The sequence below is a fragment of the Rhizobium sp. AN80A genome, from assembly GCF_030053015.1.
Classification (GTDB): Bacteria; Pseudomonadota; Alphaproteobacteria; order Rhizobiales; family Rhizobiaceae; genus Rhizobium; species Rhizobium metallidurans.
In genome coordinates, this window is sequence record NZ_JASJPX010000004.1 from 1 (window position 1) to 14692 (window position 14692).

General features: G+C 59.0%; 16 protein-coding genes and 1 pseudogene. 7 read left to right on the forward strand and 10 right to left on the reverse strand.

Annotation, left to right across the window (positions count from 1 at the left end):
• The 3 genes and pseudogenes from P3R82_RS29535 to traC form a co-directional block, all read right to left on the reverse strand.
• Positions 1-470 (reverse strand): annotated as a pseudogene (locus P3R82_RS29535) (conjugal transfer protein TraG); the annotation flags it as partial.
• Positions 457-672: a type IV conjugative transfer system coupling protein TraD gene (locus P3R82_RS29540; protein ID WP_046797658.1), complete on the reverse strand. Its 216-nt coding sequence runs from the start codon at positions 670-672 to the stop codon at positions 457-459. The gene P3R82_RS29540 and the pseudogene P3R82_RS29535, both read right to left, overlap by 14 nt.
• A 4-nt stretch (positions 673-676) precedes the next feature.
• Positions 677-973, reverse strand: a complete 297-nt coding sequence (gene traC, locus P3R82_RS29545; RefSeq protein WP_046797659.1) for a conjugal transfer protein TraC — start codon at positions 971-973, stop codon at positions 677-679.
• A 249-nt stretch (positions 974-1222) separates the two neighbouring features.
• On the opposite strand from traC, the gene traA reads away from it, so the two are divergent.
• Genes traA through P3R82_RS29565 form a run of 4 tightly spaced genes read left to right on the forward strand, consistent with a single transcriptional unit; the run spans position 1223 to position 6894 of the window.
• Positions 1223-4546 (forward strand): Ti-type conjugative transfer relaxase TraA, encoded by a 3324-nt coding sequence (traA, locus tag P3R82_RS29550; protein WP_283196446.1) that lies wholly within the window; start codon positions 1223-1225, stop codon positions 4544-4546.
• Positions 4543-5109 carry a conjugative transfer signal peptidase TraF gene (gene traF / locus P3R82_RS29555; protein WP_283196447.1) on the forward strand — a complete coding sequence of 189 codons (567 nt, stop codon included), beginning with the start codon at positions 4543-4545 and terminating at the stop codon, positions 5107-5109. The genes traA and traF overlap by 4 nt, the downstream gene beginning before the upstream one ends.
• A complete protein-coding gene (locus P3R82_RS29560) occupies positions 5099-6265 on the forward strand; it encodes a conjugal transfer protein TraB (RefSeq protein ID WP_283196448.1) in 1167 nt (388 codons plus the stop codon). Before traF ends, P3R82_RS29560 begins: the two co-directional genes overlap by 11 nt.
• A gap of 17 nt (positions 6266-6282) precedes the next feature.
• On the forward strand, positions 6283-6894 hold the full coding sequence (locus P3R82_RS29565; protein ID WP_283196449.1) for a TraH family protein: 612 nt from the start codon (positions 6283-6285) through the stop codon (positions 6892-6894).
• Between the two features lie 32 nt (positions 6895-6926).
• Here the strand turns inward: P3R82_RS29565 and P3R82_RS29570 are convergent, their stop codons facing one another.
• From P3R82_RS29570 to P3R82_RS29580, 3 genes are all read right to left on the reverse strand, one after another.
• Positions 6927-7547 carry an RES family NAD+ phosphorylase gene (locus P3R82_RS29570; RefSeq protein ID WP_283196450.1) on the reverse strand — a complete coding sequence of 207 codons (621 nt, stop codon included), beginning with the start codon at positions 7545-7547 and terminating at the stop codon, positions 6927-6929.
• A complete protein-coding gene (locus tag P3R82_RS29575) occupies positions 7548-8303 on the reverse strand; it encodes a hypothetical protein (RefSeq protein ID WP_035227102.1) in 756 nt (251 codons plus the stop codon). It abuts the gene before it with no gap.
• A gap of 132 nt (positions 8304-8435) precedes the next feature.
• The gene (locus tag P3R82_RS29580; protein ID WP_283196451.1) at positions 8436-8687 is read right to left on the reverse strand and encodes a hypothetical protein; all 252 of its coding nucleotides are present in this window, start codon (positions 8685-8687) and stop codon (positions 8436-8438) included.
• 304 nt (positions 8688-8991) lie between these two features.
• On the opposite strand from P3R82_RS29580, the gene traR reads away from it, so the two are divergent.
• The gene (traR, locus tag P3R82_RS29585) at positions 8992-9696 is read left to right on the forward strand and encodes a transcriptional regulator TraR (protein WP_142174466.1); all 705 of its coding nucleotides are present in this window, start codon (positions 8992-8994) and stop codon (positions 9694-9696) included.
• Between the two features lie 14 nt (positions 9697-9710).
• Here the strand turns inward: traR and P3R82_RS29590 are convergent, their stop codons facing one another.
• Entirely contained in the window at positions 9711-10010 is a 300-nt protein-coding gene (locus P3R82_RS29590; RefSeq protein ID WP_092938379.1) for a transcriptional repressor TraM, read from the reverse strand.
• Positions 10011-10476: 466 nt separating this feature from the next.
• On the opposite strand from P3R82_RS29590, the gene P3R82_RS29595 reads away from it, so the two are divergent.
• Complete coding sequence (locus tag P3R82_RS29595) at positions 10477-11283, forward strand: LuxR family transcriptional regulator (protein WP_349294084.1); 807 nt, start codon at positions 10477-10479, stop codon at positions 11281-11283.
• 117 nt (positions 11284-11400) lie between these two features.
• Entirely contained in the window at positions 11401-12063 is a 663-nt protein-coding gene (locus P3R82_RS29600) for an acyl-homoserine-lactone synthase (protein ID WP_283196452.1), read from the forward strand.
• Positions 12064-12101: 38 nt separating this feature from the next.
• Here the strand turns inward: P3R82_RS29600 and trbI are convergent, their stop codons facing one another.
• Genes trbI through trbG form a run of 3 tightly spaced genes read right to left on the reverse strand, consistent with a single transcriptional unit; the run spans position 12102 to position 14687 of the window.
• A complete protein-coding gene (trbI, locus tag P3R82_RS29605) occupies positions 12102-13397 on the reverse strand; it encodes an IncP-type conjugal transfer protein TrbI (protein ID WP_283196453.1) in 1296 nt (431 codons plus the stop codon).
• Positions 13398-13409: 12 nt separating this feature from the next.
• Positions 13410-13853, reverse strand: a complete 444-nt coding sequence (trbH, locus tag P3R82_RS29610) for a conjugal transfer protein TrbH (protein ID WP_283196454.1) — start codon at positions 13851-13853, stop codon at positions 13410-13412.
• 3 nt (positions 13854-13856) lie between these two features.
• Complete coding sequence (gene trbG / locus P3R82_RS29615) at positions 13857-14687, reverse strand: P-type conjugative transfer protein TrbG (protein ID WP_283196455.1); 831 nt, start codon at positions 14685-14687, stop codon at positions 13857-13859.
• Between the last annotated feature and the right edge of the window lie 5 nt (positions 14688-14692).

A 14692-nucleotide genomic window follows, 5' to 3' on the forward strand; every position in this document is an offset into this window, starting at 1 on the left:
GCGCGTTTACCCCGGATGCGTTTCGGCTCGGAACGCGAGAATGCCGCGTTGCCGAGCACGGCCACGCGAAGTGCGAACATGCCAGAGAAGAGAGCTGCCGCAGTACCTGTCATCGTTGCCGGGTCGATATAGGACAGAATCGACCTCGCCGCAGGCACCTGTCCGGCAAATTGCGAAAGCCGCATTCCTTCCCGAACGACGGCAATTGCAATAACGGTGCCCGATCCGGCCACGACGCCGCACCCTGCCGTCTTGATGTTGACCGATCCCTGGGCACTGAGGAGAAAGATCAGTGCAATCGCAGCGCTCGCCACATAGGGAAGTGCCAAGCCGATTTGGCCGAGCGTCAATTTCGCCTCCGCCGTTTTTCCGAACGTCGCGAGCCACTGTTCGATCCCCGGCAACATCAGTGCGATGGCGATCATCGCCAGCGGCGGAACAACGGCGAGCAGGATCTTATTCGCTGTCATTGCCGAATGCCTCCGCGCCGATTGCGGTCAGACGGGATCGCTCCGCCTCATCGCCCTTGATTTTCTTTTGCGCTTCGATCAGCACACCCAACAGAAGCGCGCGTTTCTCATAGCGCAACCCGGCTTTGACGATCAGGCCGCCCAACTCGATCTTCTCGCGAGCGTCCTTCTTTCTGGCCTCTGCTGTGGTCAGCCGCTGCATCCGCTCAAGCCTCGCCAGCCTGGCTCGTAGCCGCGCCAGCGCTGAGCGACGTGGCCGACGATGTTCCGGTCGCTCCAGCGGCACCCTTTTCTTTTCCGTTCGATCCGGCTTTCGTTCCGCGAAACCGCTTTGCAACGTCCTCGAAAGCTGCCTGAAGGTCGGCGTCGTCGACTTCGATCTCTCCAAGTCCGGCCTTCAGCGCAATGCGGCCAATGCGTTCGGCGTCACGCGTTTCTGCCTGCTTCAGCTGTTCCTGCAAGCGGGCAAGTTCTTCGCGGATTTTCGACGTTGGCTTCTTCATCGGGATGCAATCTCCAGTGATATCCGTGGAATGATGGCAGAGAGTCCCCGATTTTTCCCCGGCAGGACAGGTACAAATTTGTACCTCGCCAAAGCGTCAGCATTTGGCGAATGATCCCGCCGCTCGACAAGAGCGGATCCAAGGGCGCAATTATACGTCGCTGACGCGACGTTCTGCTTTTGCCCCCTGGCGGGGCAACCTCTTGCGATCAACCAGTTGATTTCGTTCGCAAGAAGGAGCGATCCGCCCGTGGCCGTCCCGCATTTCTCAGTCAACATCGTCGCCCGTGGCTCTGGGCGCAGCGCCGTGCTGTCTGCGGCCTACCGGCACTGCGCCAGGATGGAGTATGAGCGGGAAGCACGCACAATCGACTACACCAGGAAGCAGGGTCTTCTGCACGAGGAGTTCGTGATCCCTGCCGATGCGCCAAACTGGCTGCGCGCCATGATCGCCGATCGATCGGTCTCGGGAGCCTCAGAAGCGTTCTGGAACAAGGTCGAGGTGTTCGAGAAGCGGGTCGACGCCCAGCTTGCCAAGGACGTCACCATCGCGCTGCCGATCGAGCTATCCTCCGAGCAGAACATCGCGATGATGCGAGACTTCGTTGCCGAGCATATCACGTCGAAGGGTATGGTCGCGGACTGGGTCTATCACGATGCACCCGGCAACCCGCATGTCCACCTGATGACGACATTGCGGCCTCTGAGCGGGGACGGGTTCGGTGCTAAGAAGGTTGCTGTTCTTGGACCAGACGGCCAGCCCATTCGCAATGACACTGGCAAAATCATCTATGAACTCTGGGCGGGTGGCACCGAGGGCTTCAATTCCTTTCGTGATGGATGGTTTGCTGTGCAGAACCGGCATCTGGTGCTTGCCGGGCTGGATATCCGCATCGATGGCCGATCCTTCGAAAAGCAGGGCATCGACCTGACACCGACCATTCATATCGGGGTCGGTGCCACCGCCATCGAGCGAAAATCGCACACAGAAAACGGGCTGGCGACAGCCGGGTTACGGAAGCTCGAGCGGATCGAATTGCAGGAGGAGCGGCGCGCGGAGAATGTCCGGCGCATCCAGCGCAATCCCGGTATCGTGCTCGATCTCATCACTCGGGAGAAGAGCGTCTTCGACAACCAGGACGTGGCGAAGGTCCTCCATCGCTATGTCGACGATGCGGCTCTCTTCCAAAGCCTGATGGCGCGGATCATGCAGCATCTGGAAGTGCTGCGTCTCGACCGCGAGCGGATAGACTTTACCTCCGGTGTCAGGACGCCTGCCCGCTACACGACACGCGAGATGATCCGCCTTGAGGCTGAGATGGCAAACCGGTCCATATGGCTGTCCGGGCGCAGTTCCCATGGCGTCCGCGAGCCAGTGCTTAGGTCGACGTTTGACCGGCACACACGGCTGTCGGATGAGCAGAAAGCGGCGATCGAGCATGTCGAGGGGCCGGCACGCATTGCAGCCGTGATCGGGCGCGCCGGCGCCGGCAAGACAACAATGATGAAGGCGGCGCGCGAGGCTTGGGAAGCGGCCGGTTATCGTGTCGTTGGTGCCGCTCTGGCGGGTAAGGCGGCCGAAGGATTGGAAAAGGAAGCGGGTATTCTTTCCCGCACATTGTCGTCCTGGGAACTGCGCTGGGCCCAAGGTCGCGACCATCTCGATGACAAGACCGTTATGGTCCTCGACGAAGCCGGCATGGTCTCCTCCAAACAAATGGCGCAGCTTGTTGAAGAGGCAACGGTGCGCGGGGCAAAGCTCGTTCTCGTCGGTGATCCCGAACAGTTGCAGCCGATTGAGGCCGGTGCTGCGTTTCGGGCAATCACCGATCGTATCGGCTACGCCGAACTCGAAACCATCTATCGCCAGCGCGAGCAATGGATGCGCGACGCGTCGCTCGATCTCGCCCGCGGCAACATCGCCAAGGCTGTCGAGTCCTACAGCGCAAACGGTCGGATGATGGGATCGACCTTGAAGTCACAAGCTGTCGAAAACCTTATTTCCGATTGGAACCGCGAGTACGATCCGGCCCATTCCTCGCTGATCCTCGCACACCTTCGCCGCGACGTGCGGATGCTCAATACCCTGGCGCGCGCCAAGCTGGTCGAGCGCGGCCTTGTCGATGACGGTTACGCCTTCAAGACGGAAGACGGTATCCGTCATTTTGCCGCTGGCGACCAGATCGTCTTCCTCAAAAATGAAAGCTCGCTTGGCGTCAAGAACGGCATGCTGGCCAAGGTCGTGGAAGCCGCCCCGGGGCGTATCGTTGCCGAGATTGGCGAGGGCGAGCGCCGGCGGACGATCAGCGTAGAGCAGCGGTTCTACAACAACGTCGATCATGGTTACGCGACGACGATCCATAAGAGCCAGGGCGCGACCGTCGACAGGGTCAAGGTCCTGGCGTCGCTGTCCCTCGACCGGCACCTGACCTATGTGGCGATGACCCGTCATCGCGAGGATCTCGGCGTCTATTATGGCTCGCGGTCCTTCGCCAAGGGGGGTGGCCTTGCCGAGCTTCTATCGCGCAAGAACTCCAAGGAAACGACGCTCGATTACGAGAAGGGCGCCTTCTATCGCGCGGCCCTTCGCTTCGCCGACGCGCGGGGTCTGCATCTGGTCAATGTAGCGCGCACCCTCGTTCGCGACCGCCTCGACTGGACCGTTCGCCAGAAACAGAAGCTCGTCAATCTCACCGCCCGCCTGGCGACGATCGGCGCACAGCTCGGTCTCAAGCGCCCGAATCCCCATGTGACCCCGAAACCCTTCATGGAGGCAAAGCCAATGGTATTAGGCATCACGACGTTCCCGAAATCGATCGACCAGGCCGTTGAGGATCGTCTGACTGCCGATCCCGGTTTGAAGAAGCAATGGCAGGAGGTCACGACACGCTTTACCCAGGTCTTCGCCGAGCCGGAGACCGCGTTCAAGGCGGTCAATGTCGATGCCATGCTGAAAGATCCGGCAAGAGCGCAGACAACGCTTGCAAAGATCGCAGCTGAGCCGGAAAAGTTTGGAGCGCTCAAGGGCAAGACCGGCATCTTCGCCGGAGCGAACGAGAAGGCGGCGCGCGACACCGCACTTGTCAACGCGCCTGCCTTGGCGCGAAACCTCGAGCGATATGTGACGGCGCGGGCCGAGGCAGAGCGCAAGCATGAAGCGCAAGAGCGGGCGATCCGTCTCAAGGTCTCCGTCGACATCCCTGCCCTCTCTCCATCGGCCAGGCAGACGCTGGAGAGGATCCGCGATGCGATCGATCGCAACGATCTTCCTGCCGGCCTCGAATATACGCTGGCCGACAGAAACGTGAAAGCCGAGCTCGAAGGCTTCGCCAAGGCTGTGTCTGAGCGCTTCGGAGAACGCAGCCTGCTCCCGCTGTCGGCGAAAGATGCAAACGGCGAGACCTTCCACAAACTGACGGCCGGGATGAACCCCTCGCAGAAAAGCGAAGTTCAGTCGGCCTGGAACAGCATGCGCACTGTGCAGCAGCTCGCCGCGCACGAGCGCACCACGCTGGCATTGAAGCAGGCTGAAAAAGCGCGGCAAACCCAGACCAAGGGGCTCTCCCTCAAATGATTATGATGATGCGTGAAGGTTGGACGATGCCTCGTCAACGACGCCGCGCCTGCGTCACGATATCCGTGGCCGCCGGCATGTTTGGCGTCCTCTTTGCTGCCGGTTGGAGTGGTGGTCTGCGCATCAACACGACGCCGAGTGAGCCGCTCGGCCTGTGGCGCATCGTTCCGCTCACCCGCTCCGTCTTGCCCGGCGAAACAGTTTTCGTCTGCCCGCCTGACAATCCCGCTATGCGCGAGGCGCGACAGCGCGGATATCTCCGGCGGGGACTTTGCCCCGGTGGTTTCGGACCGTTGATCAAGACCGTTATCGCGGTGGCGGGACAGCGCGTGGACGTCACCGATCGTGTCGCCATTGATGGCTTACCGATCCCCCGCTCTCGCATCATAGAGAAGGACGCACAGGGGCGATCTCTTCGGCACGATCAAAGCAGGATGGTGCGGCCCGGAGAGGTGTATTTGCATTCCGGCTTTATCGGCTCATGGGACTCCCGGTATTTCGGGCCGGTGCCTCAGTCCGGCGTACTCGGTCTAGCACAAGAGGTGTTGACCTATGCGCCGTGAGGTCATGATAATTGCCGTTCTCGTTTCGCTTGCCGTGGTGGTCGGGGCGGTTGGCTGGAGCGGGCAGGTGTCCCTGCTCCCTGCGGCAACCCTCTTCCCGCTTCTGTGGGCCCTTTCATCAACGCGGATCGCAGCGGCCGTCGTCGCGGCCGGCTATTTCCTGGCGGCGTCGCGAGGATTGCCGTCGGGCGTCGCACAGTTCTTTGCTGCGGATCTCTGGGTCGGCCTCAGCTTCTGGGTCGCGGCGGCATCCTCTTTCGTTGCTGTCCATGCGGTATTCTGGACAGCACGGTCGGGCTTGGTAAAAGCGGTGCGATATCTCCTCATCTTGGCTCTCACCGGTCTGCCTCCGCTCGGGATCACAGGCTGGGCGCATCCGTTGACGGCGGCGGGAATTCTGTTTCCGGGATGGGGATGGTGGGGGCTGCTCGCTTTGACAGCCGTCCTGATCGGTCTCGCATCCCGGATCGGGCCGGCTATCGCCATTGCTCTGTCAGGTCTATGGCTTTGGTCCGCCGCATCGGGGACAAATCAGATTCTACCGGTGGGGTGGCGTGGTGTCGACCTTGAAATGGGTGCGAGCCTTGGCCGCGACAGCTCACTACAACGTCAACGCAACCTGATCGCACTCGTTCAGGAGGTTGCGGGATCTGGCGCAGCCGTGGTGGTTCTGCCTGAAAGCGCGCTGGGCTTCTGGACGCCAACCCTTGAACGTCTCTGGCGGGAAGGATTGCAAGGGGTCAGTGTGACGGTAGTTGCCGGTGCGGCTGTGATTAATGCGAATGGCTACGACAATGTGATGGTGGCTATTGATGGGGGTGGCGGACGTGTCCTCTATCGCGAGCGCATGCCTGTGCCGGTTTCGATGTGGCGTCCATGGGAGCGATGGATAGGAGAGACTGGCGGCGCCCGCGCCAGTCTCTTCGCCAATCCCGTCGTCGAGGTCGCGGGCCGAAAGATCGCGCCTCTTATCTGCTACGAGCAGCTCGTACTGTGGCCCATTCTCCAGTCGATGCTACACCGACCCGACGCGATCGTTTTGATCGGCAATGGCTGGTGGACGACGGGTGGCAACATCGTCGCCATCCAGCGCGCGAGCGCCAAAGCCTGGTCCGCCCTGTTTGGCGTCCCCCTTGAGATTTCCTTCAATACCTGAACTTTGGAGCCTTCGTCATGGATGCTGCCTTTATCGCGGAATGCGCCGATCCCTCCCTGAAACCCGCCATCGTCGAGCAGTTCGTGTCCGCTGTCGGTCCGGGCGATCCGCTTGCTGTCACGGTCAAAGCCGGAGGGCGGCTCATCCTTGTCCCAAAACCGAAGACGCCAGACGAGGCGATGGAGGTCATACGCCAGTATGTCGGACAGGCCGTCGTGCGTGTGGGCCTGACACAGTTCCCGGCGGGTGTCGGCGTGAAGGACGCGTCCGAGCTTAAACCAGATTTGATCGCACCTTGCGAAAACCTTCGCATGGGGACGAGGATGTTTTCCAAGATCATGCGCATCGTTTCAAAGTGGTATGGCAACCCAACGAGCAAAGAGGTGCTTCCACAGATCTTCGAAGATGCCGTTTACGCTTGGAACACCGGCCAGTTCGAGGGGCAAAGCGTGTTTCAGGCGGAGGATCCAGGTGGGACAATTGTCGATCGGAAAAACGTTTCTTCGGATGCCGCGGACCAACCTGCGGATGCTAACCCCTCCCAGAGCAAAGGGGAGTCCTTAGACGAAAAAGAGGTTGGGACTGCGGGAATTCGGGTCGATTTGTCCCGGATCGGTGGGCAGAAGTAGTGCTGGATCCGACTTCGACGACAGGTAAAATATCAGGGATCAGGTTCGACAATTGCGACATTGAGGTCGTTTAGTATATCAGCCAGACCCGGCGCGCGGATCAGCTTCGTCGTGCCGACCGCCTGCAGTTTTCCGATAGCTCGATCGAACAGTGCAAGGTTGGTGTGGCCGTTGAGCCGAGACGGGTAGATGATGCCGTCCACCTGGCTGTCGTGTTCATTGAAGGCGACCGCCCACTTCCGTGCGAGGGATTGCTTTGAGCCCTTCGCGACATCCGTCGGCACACCCATCTTGATCGGCCCGTCGTCTCGAAGATCGACCATCATCAGCGGATTGATGACCTCGATCTCTGCGAAATTGCGGTCATACAGTTCGGATTCAGCTATCGGCAGGTCGCCGAGGACCCCATCGCGTTGATCGCGCAAGACGGCTTCGAGAAAGCACACCTTCACCGTATCGCCCAAATAGAGCACCCCGAACCGGTTAGCGAACTTGCGCCGGCGTGGATCGCTGAAACGGCTCGGTGTTTTACCGAAGCCCAGTGGATCAGGGTAGGTGCCCAGATAGATGCGACCGAACCGAAGTCCGGCTGCGACCGTATGCAGGTGAAGGCTTGCATTTGCAAAGCCGGGAGGCGGCAGAGTACGTGCCATTCAGCGGAAATCTCGACCAATGCTCTCGACAACCTCGAGCGCTTGCTCGGTCCGTCCCCGCTCCAATGCCTCGCGACCTGTCAGTCCGTCCAGCTCTCCGTGGGGCTGGACCAGGAACCGGTAAACCGCCCAGGCTCCGCCCAGTCGCTCGTGGAGCGTTGCAAGCGCTGCAAACGGCTTGCCATCGGCATCGATCTGCCAATCCGGGAAGCGAAAGCCGCGTTTCGCGCCATCCAGCCCCAATACCAGTCCGGTCTGGCGCTTTGAATTCACCGTTACCCTTGTCGTGCCAAGCAGCTTGGCGAATTCGTCGGCATTCAGCATGTCAGTGCCGCTGAGGACCTCAGCAGCCTTTATGCGTCCCCGCGCCCGTGCGGCCACCAACGCCTGCTCCAACTCCGGATCCAGTGCATCGTTCTCCTCTACGACAGGCACCGTTGTCATTTCCACCGCCTCAACGGGAGTGACAACCATCTCACCTTCGGAATCGACATCGACACGGAAGCTGACCGGGTGGCCAGCAGAACGGCTTTTTGCGATCGCTTGACCATATTCCTGGAGGAGCGCCTTGACGCGATTGGGATTGCCGGTCAGGGCTTTTGATGCATTGTCCGGGATCTTGATCTTGAAGGCGGCTCTCCCCTTCGCCAGCGGGGCGGCGCCTGTGGTCAGGAAAAAAGCCATGGATTCAGCGCCCGGTTTTTCGCGCCCGCTTGCACCGTCACGTATGCTGGTTTTGGACTTCAGAGATGCCATCTCTCACCCTCCGTTCGGAGAGCTATATATGGCAAGGTTGGTTAAGTTCGTCAAGTTGGTAAAGCCGTAGTGCTCCTGATCTCTGTGTCCTGATTGCGGCTACGTGGACGACTGCGGAGTGATCGACGACAATCATGGTTGATGCAGGTCGTCGAGGACTTCTTTCGGGGATGATGTATCAAGCAGCGGTAGGGCAGAAACCTTTTCCCCGATCGCTGTCATCTGTTCGACGGTCATGCGATGTCTCACAGGCAGGTCGCCGAAAACCCCGAGGGCCTGAGCTTCACGTTCGAGGGTAGCGCGTATGATATCGTCCGGTCTGCGCCCGACACGGGCCGCAATTTCCCGGGCAAGCTGTTCGGTGTCGTGGGTAAGCTGCAACATGGGTTCGCTCTAAATGGGTCCTTCCATGTAAAGCATTTCGCAAAACAATGACAGATTCTGCTCAGGGGCCATGAAGCTGAGATCGCTTGGCCAATTGTGAGCTGACACGTTTTCCGCGAGTAAGCAAAATCCGTGGTTTGCAATTCCGAGAAGACGATTTAGAAAACCATTCCATCATGGTCAACTTACGCGATTGAATATGCTTCATTCTTTACCAGGTCACTGTTCGCGCGCGTCGCGGTCCCTCTGACTGCCGACGCACTTCGCCACCGCGAAACGGGTGCGATTTACAGGGAGAGTATGGATGTCAAACTGGGTCGAGAAACTGCTGGATATCACTGTGATCGGAAACGATCAGTCCATGGTGAAGGGCGCACTGGCCAATCTTGCTGATCGGTTCGATTTTGTGGGCTATGCCTTCGTCAACATTCGTCCGGGTCAGACCTATGCGGTCTCCAACTACGATATCGACTGGCAGAAAATCTATGACACGCTGGACTACCGGTTCATCGATCCGGTCATGCGGCAGGCCCAACTGATAAGGCGCGCTTTCGCCTGGTCCGGCGAAGCCGAAAAGAGCTCGCTGTCAAAAGAGCAGAAAAACTTCTTTTCGAAAGCCGCTGATTTCAACATTCGCTCGGGCGTTTCCATCCCGGTCGCCACCGCCAACGGTGCCATGTCCATGCTGACCTTTGCATCGGCGAAGCCTTCGCTTGCCAGTGATATGGAGATCGATGCGATTATGGCCGCATCAGCGGTCGCCCAGCTTCATACGCGTCTTGAGCACATGCGTGTCACGCCCTCCATCGAGGAAAAGATTGTCCTGACGCCGAAGCAGGTGAACTACATTCGCTGGCTGTCGCTTGGCAAAACCGTCGAGGTGATCGCTGAACTAGAGCAGGCAAAGTATGCTGGCGTCCGCTCTGCGATTGACGATGTCAGAACGCGCTACAATCTGGCCAATCATGCACAGGTGGTGGCTTTGGCCATCCGACGCGGCCTGATTTAGGCTGATCCGGCGGGTCAGGTTTTGGGCGTATAGCCCAGAATGTGCAGCAGGGTGGTCAGCGCCGACATTTGCGCGTGCATCCTGATGGTTGCTTCGAGATAGGCAATATGGGTATCGCTAACAAGCTCCTTACCGGCTTTAACGTCAGCCGGCAGTTCATTGAACAGATTTTCTGCCTGCTCCAACAGTTCGCGATGTTCGCGGATTGCATCGATCGTGAGACGCTCGACGAGCGGTGACGGAAGCCCATGCAGGAGGCCTACCAGCGGCTTCAGATCGACTGCCTCGCCATTCAATCGGTCGTCGGCGTCCATGTTCAACTCCCAAAACAGGAATGCGCGGTGCGCCCCCGCATAGTTCCTGACCCCTGGCGATCGGGGAGTTTGTAACCGAGCACACTCAGCCCATGGACCTTTAGTTCCGAGGAACCTGGACATACCTCCACGGCTCCCCGACCATAGGTCGAGGAATCTGGCGCCCTAACGGCGGGCACCAAACCGGTGTGCTTCGGGTTACAAAGCCCGGAGGCAGCGCGTACTGCCTCACCAGCGCTTATAGCGACCTAACCTTGTTCGCGCCACCGCAGATTTGTTGGCGTACTGGGTCGGCTCGCGGCCAACGCTTGAAGAAGGAACCTAGAGTCGTTGTCGCTTTTGTGTCCAAAATGAAACGCGGAGATCGACCAATAGTCGAACTAAATTAACCTCTGCATCGCGAGGCCCTTTCTCGTCGAGAAGTTGCGTTTGAAACGCGAAAGCAATCAGGCTACAGCACGATCCCTTGAAGTTCTGCATCGCCGCCGAACTCGTTTGGCTGATTATTCGATCTCTGCGGCGGATTGTCAGTCCGCCGTGTTGGAAACGTATATTGACAGGATCTTTCGCCGATTTTTCTGACGTCAGGGAGCGCCTTGCAAAGACGGGCGCGGTGACCGAGGCGCTCCATTTGATACAGTCGTTTTATCGCGTCGATTTCATTACCTACCATCTCGCTTCGACGGTGATTGGTGATTTTGACGCCCCGTTCGTGCGCACGACCTACCCGGATGCGTGGGTATCCACTTATCTGTTGAAGGGCTATGTCACCATCGATCCTGTTGCGCGCGAGGGCTTTCTGCGCCAGTTGCCATTCGATTGGCGAGAACTCGAAGTCGCACCCGAGATGCTGATGTTTCTGGAAGACGCAACACGCCATGGGATCGGCCGCTTTGGCTTCTCCATCCCTATAACGGATAAAGCCGGCCGTCGCGCCATCCTCTCTTTGAATTCGAACGCCTCCGCCGAAGACTGGGAGGATCTGGTGGATGCTCATCGGAGTGAATGGGTCGATCTCGCGTATCTCGTCCACCAGATGGCCGTGTTCGAGCTACATGGAGCGAGCGATCCGATCCCGGTCTTGAGTCCGCGGGAACGTGAGTGCCTCTACTGGAGCGCGCTCGGCAAGGATTACAAGGATATCGCGCTTATTCTCGGCCTATCCCATCACACGACCCGCAGCTACATCAAGTCGGCGAGGACGAAACTTGGTTGCGCCACGATCTCGGCGGCGGCCACTCTTGCCCTGAAGCTGCGCGTGATCACGATATGAGCCGACCGCCAGCCAGACTTTGACAATACCCGCATATGGGCTTGAGCATATGCGGGAATATCTGGCTTCCCCGGGAGGCGGCATCTTCCAGCCATCATCAACAGCTGGAGATAAACTTTGTTCATTCTGGTTCAGGCGCATCAGTACACCCGTTATAAGTCTCTCATGGATCAGGCATTTCGCCTTCGCAAACGCGTCTTTCGCGACCAGCTCGGATGGGCCGTCACGATCGACGGTGATTGCGAGCGCGACGAATACGATGCTCTGCGGCCGGCTTACCTGATGTGGTGCAATGATCGCGCGGATCGCCTTTATGGAACGTTGCGACTGATGCCAACCACCGGCCCGACGCTTCTCTACGACGTGTTCCGCGACACTTTTGCGGGGGCCAGCCTGATGGCACCTGGCATCTATGAGGGAACGAGAATGTGCCTCGATGAGGAAACACTCTCCGAGGACTTCCCGAGTCTGGAAGCGGGTAAGGCGTTCGGCATTCTGCTACTGGCGTTGTGCGAATGCGGATTGTCCCACGGCATCGAGACGCTGGTCTCGAACTACGAGCCGCACCTGGCGCGCGTCTATCGTCGGGCGGGGCTCGCCGTTGAAGAGGTTGGCCGTGCGCACGGCTATGGTCGCTCCCCGGTTTGCTGCGGTATCTTCGAAGTTTCAGAGGAAGTTCGCACGCGCATGCAGCAGGCGCTCGGTGTCGTGGCTCCCCTCTACGCAGGATATCGGCCGCGCAAAAATGCAACCAGCGAGCCCGTGCGTCTATCTGCCTGATCCAGGAGTTGTCCAAGGCGGTTACGGCAACGTGTGCCTCAACCGCCATAATTTCCGGGAAAGACAATATCCTGGTCGACGAGAACGTTGAACTTGTAGCCCGGCCGGATCTGGATGGTGGGCTGAACATTCAGGTTCTTGGAAATCGTCTGCTCCGCGACGCGGCCGAAGGTCTCCGCAAAGTTTCTACGCGCCGCGTCAGAAGCCGTATCCTGTGTGGCGAGGGTCGAACTCTCCGGAACTGCCATATCGATGCCGGTACCTATGAGTGCAACAAGCGCTGCCGATCCAAAGGTTCGGAAATAATGATTGTTGACCTTGTCGGAGAAGCCGCCATAGCCCTGCGAGTCTGTTCCAGCCATGCCGCCGATCTGCAGTGTAGAGCCATTCGGGAAGATGACATCCGTCCAGACGACCAGAACGCGGCTTTGGCCAAACGAGACCTTGCTGTCATAGCGTCCGAGTAGTTTGGTACCCTGCGGAATGAGAAGAAAATGCCCGGTGGCGCTGTCGTAGATGTGCTGGCTCACCTGCGCTGTGATCCGGCCCGGCAAATCGGAGATGATGCCGGTAATCATGGTGGCCGGGATGACGGAGCCGCGCTTCAGTTCATAGCGTGACTGCTGGGGTACAACCTGGTTCGGCAGGTAGCCGAGATCCTTGATGTCGGCGTTGAAGAAATCTTCCTTCGAAGTCTGCCCATTTGGATCGGCATTCTGCCCCATCAGACCTGATTTCATGGCCGCGGCGTAGAGATCAGAGGCACCGTTATTGGTGGCCGGCTGCCGCTCCGTTGTCCTGGTGTCGTTGGAGATATTTCCCAGCTCCGAGATTTTGACCTTCAGCGGCGAATCAAACGCAGTCGCACGGGCCTGAAGGCTGGCCATGCGCTGTCGCTGCTGTTCACGCAGGACTTGTTCGCGCTGCTCGCGGCGAAGTCGGGCCAACCATTCTTCTTCCGACTCCATTCGCGGTCGGCGCTCTTCCCGTGCCTGCTGCTTTATCTGCTCTTCTTCAATCGGCTTGGCCTCGACATTTGTCTGGGTTGTGGGCGTGGGCTGGAATACGGGCTGCTCTTCGCGATCCCCGATGATGCCGTCTTTTACCCCGCGCTTCATCTGATCAGCGAAGGTCGAGGCCGGGACGTTCGAGCCTGCTTCATCCGGAATTCTGTCGCCGAACCGCAGTCCCCGGGATGATATGCCGTAGACAAGGACACAGGCGACGACGACTGCGATACCGATGCCAAAGAACACCGGCAGGCGATTAAGCCGTTTCATGCCTTTTTCCTGCGAGGCGCTGCTCGGATTGCCGAGCTGGAGCGACTGGACCATATCTGTCTCTCCTCAGTTTCGCTTCATCAATGAAAGCGGGCTTGCCGGCGTGGCGCCACCTGATGACACCGAATAGGCTCGCCCAAGCTCGAGTGTCTCGCTGGAAAGTCTTGCCAGCACCTGTCCGTCAACGTCGATCAACGAATATGCCAGCTCGATCGGTTTGGCGGTGTCTTTCAATGAGCGCGCCTTGTCATCCGTCACGACAGTGAAACCCCACCCCTTCAACGCGGCCTCGAGCGCGGTCGCGAAATCCGATGCGTCGCTGTGAAGCCTGATCGGCGTCGCGGTCGATCCCGCCTGCTCGGCATAACGCCCAGCTATGTCGCCAGCGATAGCGCTTGCCACGGGGCCTGTTACCGTCGAAGGCGCGGCGCTCGTCGTGATCTCGTCTGTTCCGGTCTGGCAACCAGAGAGAAGAACGCCAGCAACAAATAGAAGAAGGCAAAGGCGCATCGATCAGCCTCCCCGCCGTATGGTGATTTTCTGCTGACGCCAGCCGACGCCCGAAACAAGGACAGCCTTGTCGATATTGTAATCGACGATCATCATGCCGTTCTTCATCCGGTAGTTTACGATCCGGTTTTGCCTGCCAGAAACCACGAAGAGGACCGGCGCATCCTGACCGGAGAGCGTTCGCGGAAACTGTATGTAGGTCTTCTGCCCATCCGAATAGACGCGCTTCGGCTTCCAGGGCGCGCTGCCGCTCAGCGAATAGGAGAAGGCAAGTTGCTCTGGCGGTACGCCGCCGTCGGAATTGGTCATCGTCTGAATTCGAGCGTTGATGTCGGACAATCTCGTCGCGGCCTCTTCCGGATACTCGAAACCAACGCGGGCCATGTACTGGCTTGGATGCGATTTGAGCTTAATGTGATACGTGCGCCTCGACGTCGTCACGACCATCGATGTGACCAGCCCGGCCTCAGACGGTTTGACGATCAGGTGAATTGCCTGTCCGCCCGCAGCACCGGATGTGGCCGGCTCGACCTTCCAACGCACCGTATCGCCGACAAGAACGTCGCGGACAATCTCTCCACCCTGAAGCTCGATGTCGCAGACCTGTAAAGGTGAGCAGACGACAGAAGGCTGCGTCTCACCGAACAGGAAGATGACTTTTCCGTCGGCCCCAGTTGTCACCAGTCCCCGCTTCCCACGCCATTTGTTGGAGAGGGTGGTTCCTTTCGCCTCATTCGTCGTCAGGTTCTGGGCAAAGCCCGATGTCGTCGCCGTGATCAAAAGCGCAAGTGCGGTCATGCAGCAAAGCGCTGCCCGATTTAACTGTGTATTCATTGAAG

What these genes read in the sequence shown, in the direction of transcription:
- P3R82_RS29540 (WP_046797658.1), bottom strand. Translation starts at nt 672, where the DNA reads ATGCAGCGGCTGACCACAGCAGAGGCCAGAAAGAAGGACGCTCGCGAG.
- traC (WP_046797659.1), bottom strand. Translation starts at nt 973, where the DNA reads ATGAAGAAGCCAACGTCGAAAATCCGCGAAGAACTTGCCCGCTTGCAG.
- traF (WP_283196447.1), top strand. Translation starts at nt 4,543, where the DNA reads ATGATTATGATGATGCGTGAAGGTTGGACGATGCCTCGTCAACGACGC.
- P3R82_RS29560 (WP_283196448.1), top strand. Translation starts at nt 5,099, where the DNA reads ATGCGCCGTGAGGTCATGATAATTGCCGTTCTCGTTTCGCTTGCCGTG.
- P3R82_RS29565 (WP_283196449.1), top strand. Translation starts at nt 6,283, where the DNA reads ATGGATGCTGCCTTTATCGCGGAATGCGCCGATCCCTCCCTGAAACCC.
- P3R82_RS29570 (WP_283196450.1), bottom strand. Translation starts at nt 7,547, where the DNA reads ATGGCACGTACTCTGCCGCCTCCCGGCTTTGCAAATGCAAGCCTTCAC.
- P3R82_RS29575 (WP_035227102.1), bottom strand. Translation starts at nt 8,303, where the DNA reads ATGGCATCTCTGAAGTCCAAAACCAGCATACGTGACGGTGCAAGCGGG.
- P3R82_RS29580 (WP_283196451.1), bottom strand. Translation starts at nt 8,687, where the DNA reads ATGTTGCAGCTTACCCACGACACCGAACAGCTTGCCCGGGAAATTGCG.
- traR (WP_142174466.1), top strand. Translation starts at nt 8,992, where the DNA reads ATGTCAAACTGGGTCGAGAAACTGCTGGATATCACTGTGATCGGAAAC.
- P3R82_RS29590 (WP_092938379.1), bottom strand. Translation starts at nt 10,010, where the DNA reads ATGGACGCCGACGACCGATTGAATGGCGAGGCAGTCGATCTGAAGCCG.
- trbI (WP_283196453.1), bottom strand. Translation starts at nt 13,397, where the DNA reads ATGGTCCAGTCGCTCCAGCTCGGCAATCCGAGCAGCGCCTCGCAGGAA.
- trbH (WP_283196454.1), bottom strand. Translation starts at nt 13,853, where the DNA reads ATGCGCCTTTGCCTTCTTCTATTTGTTGCTGGCGTTCTTCTCTCTGGT.
- trbG (WP_283196455.1), bottom strand. Translation starts at nt 14,687, where the DNA reads ATGAATACACAGTTAAATCGGGCAGCGCTTTGCTGCATGACCGCACTT.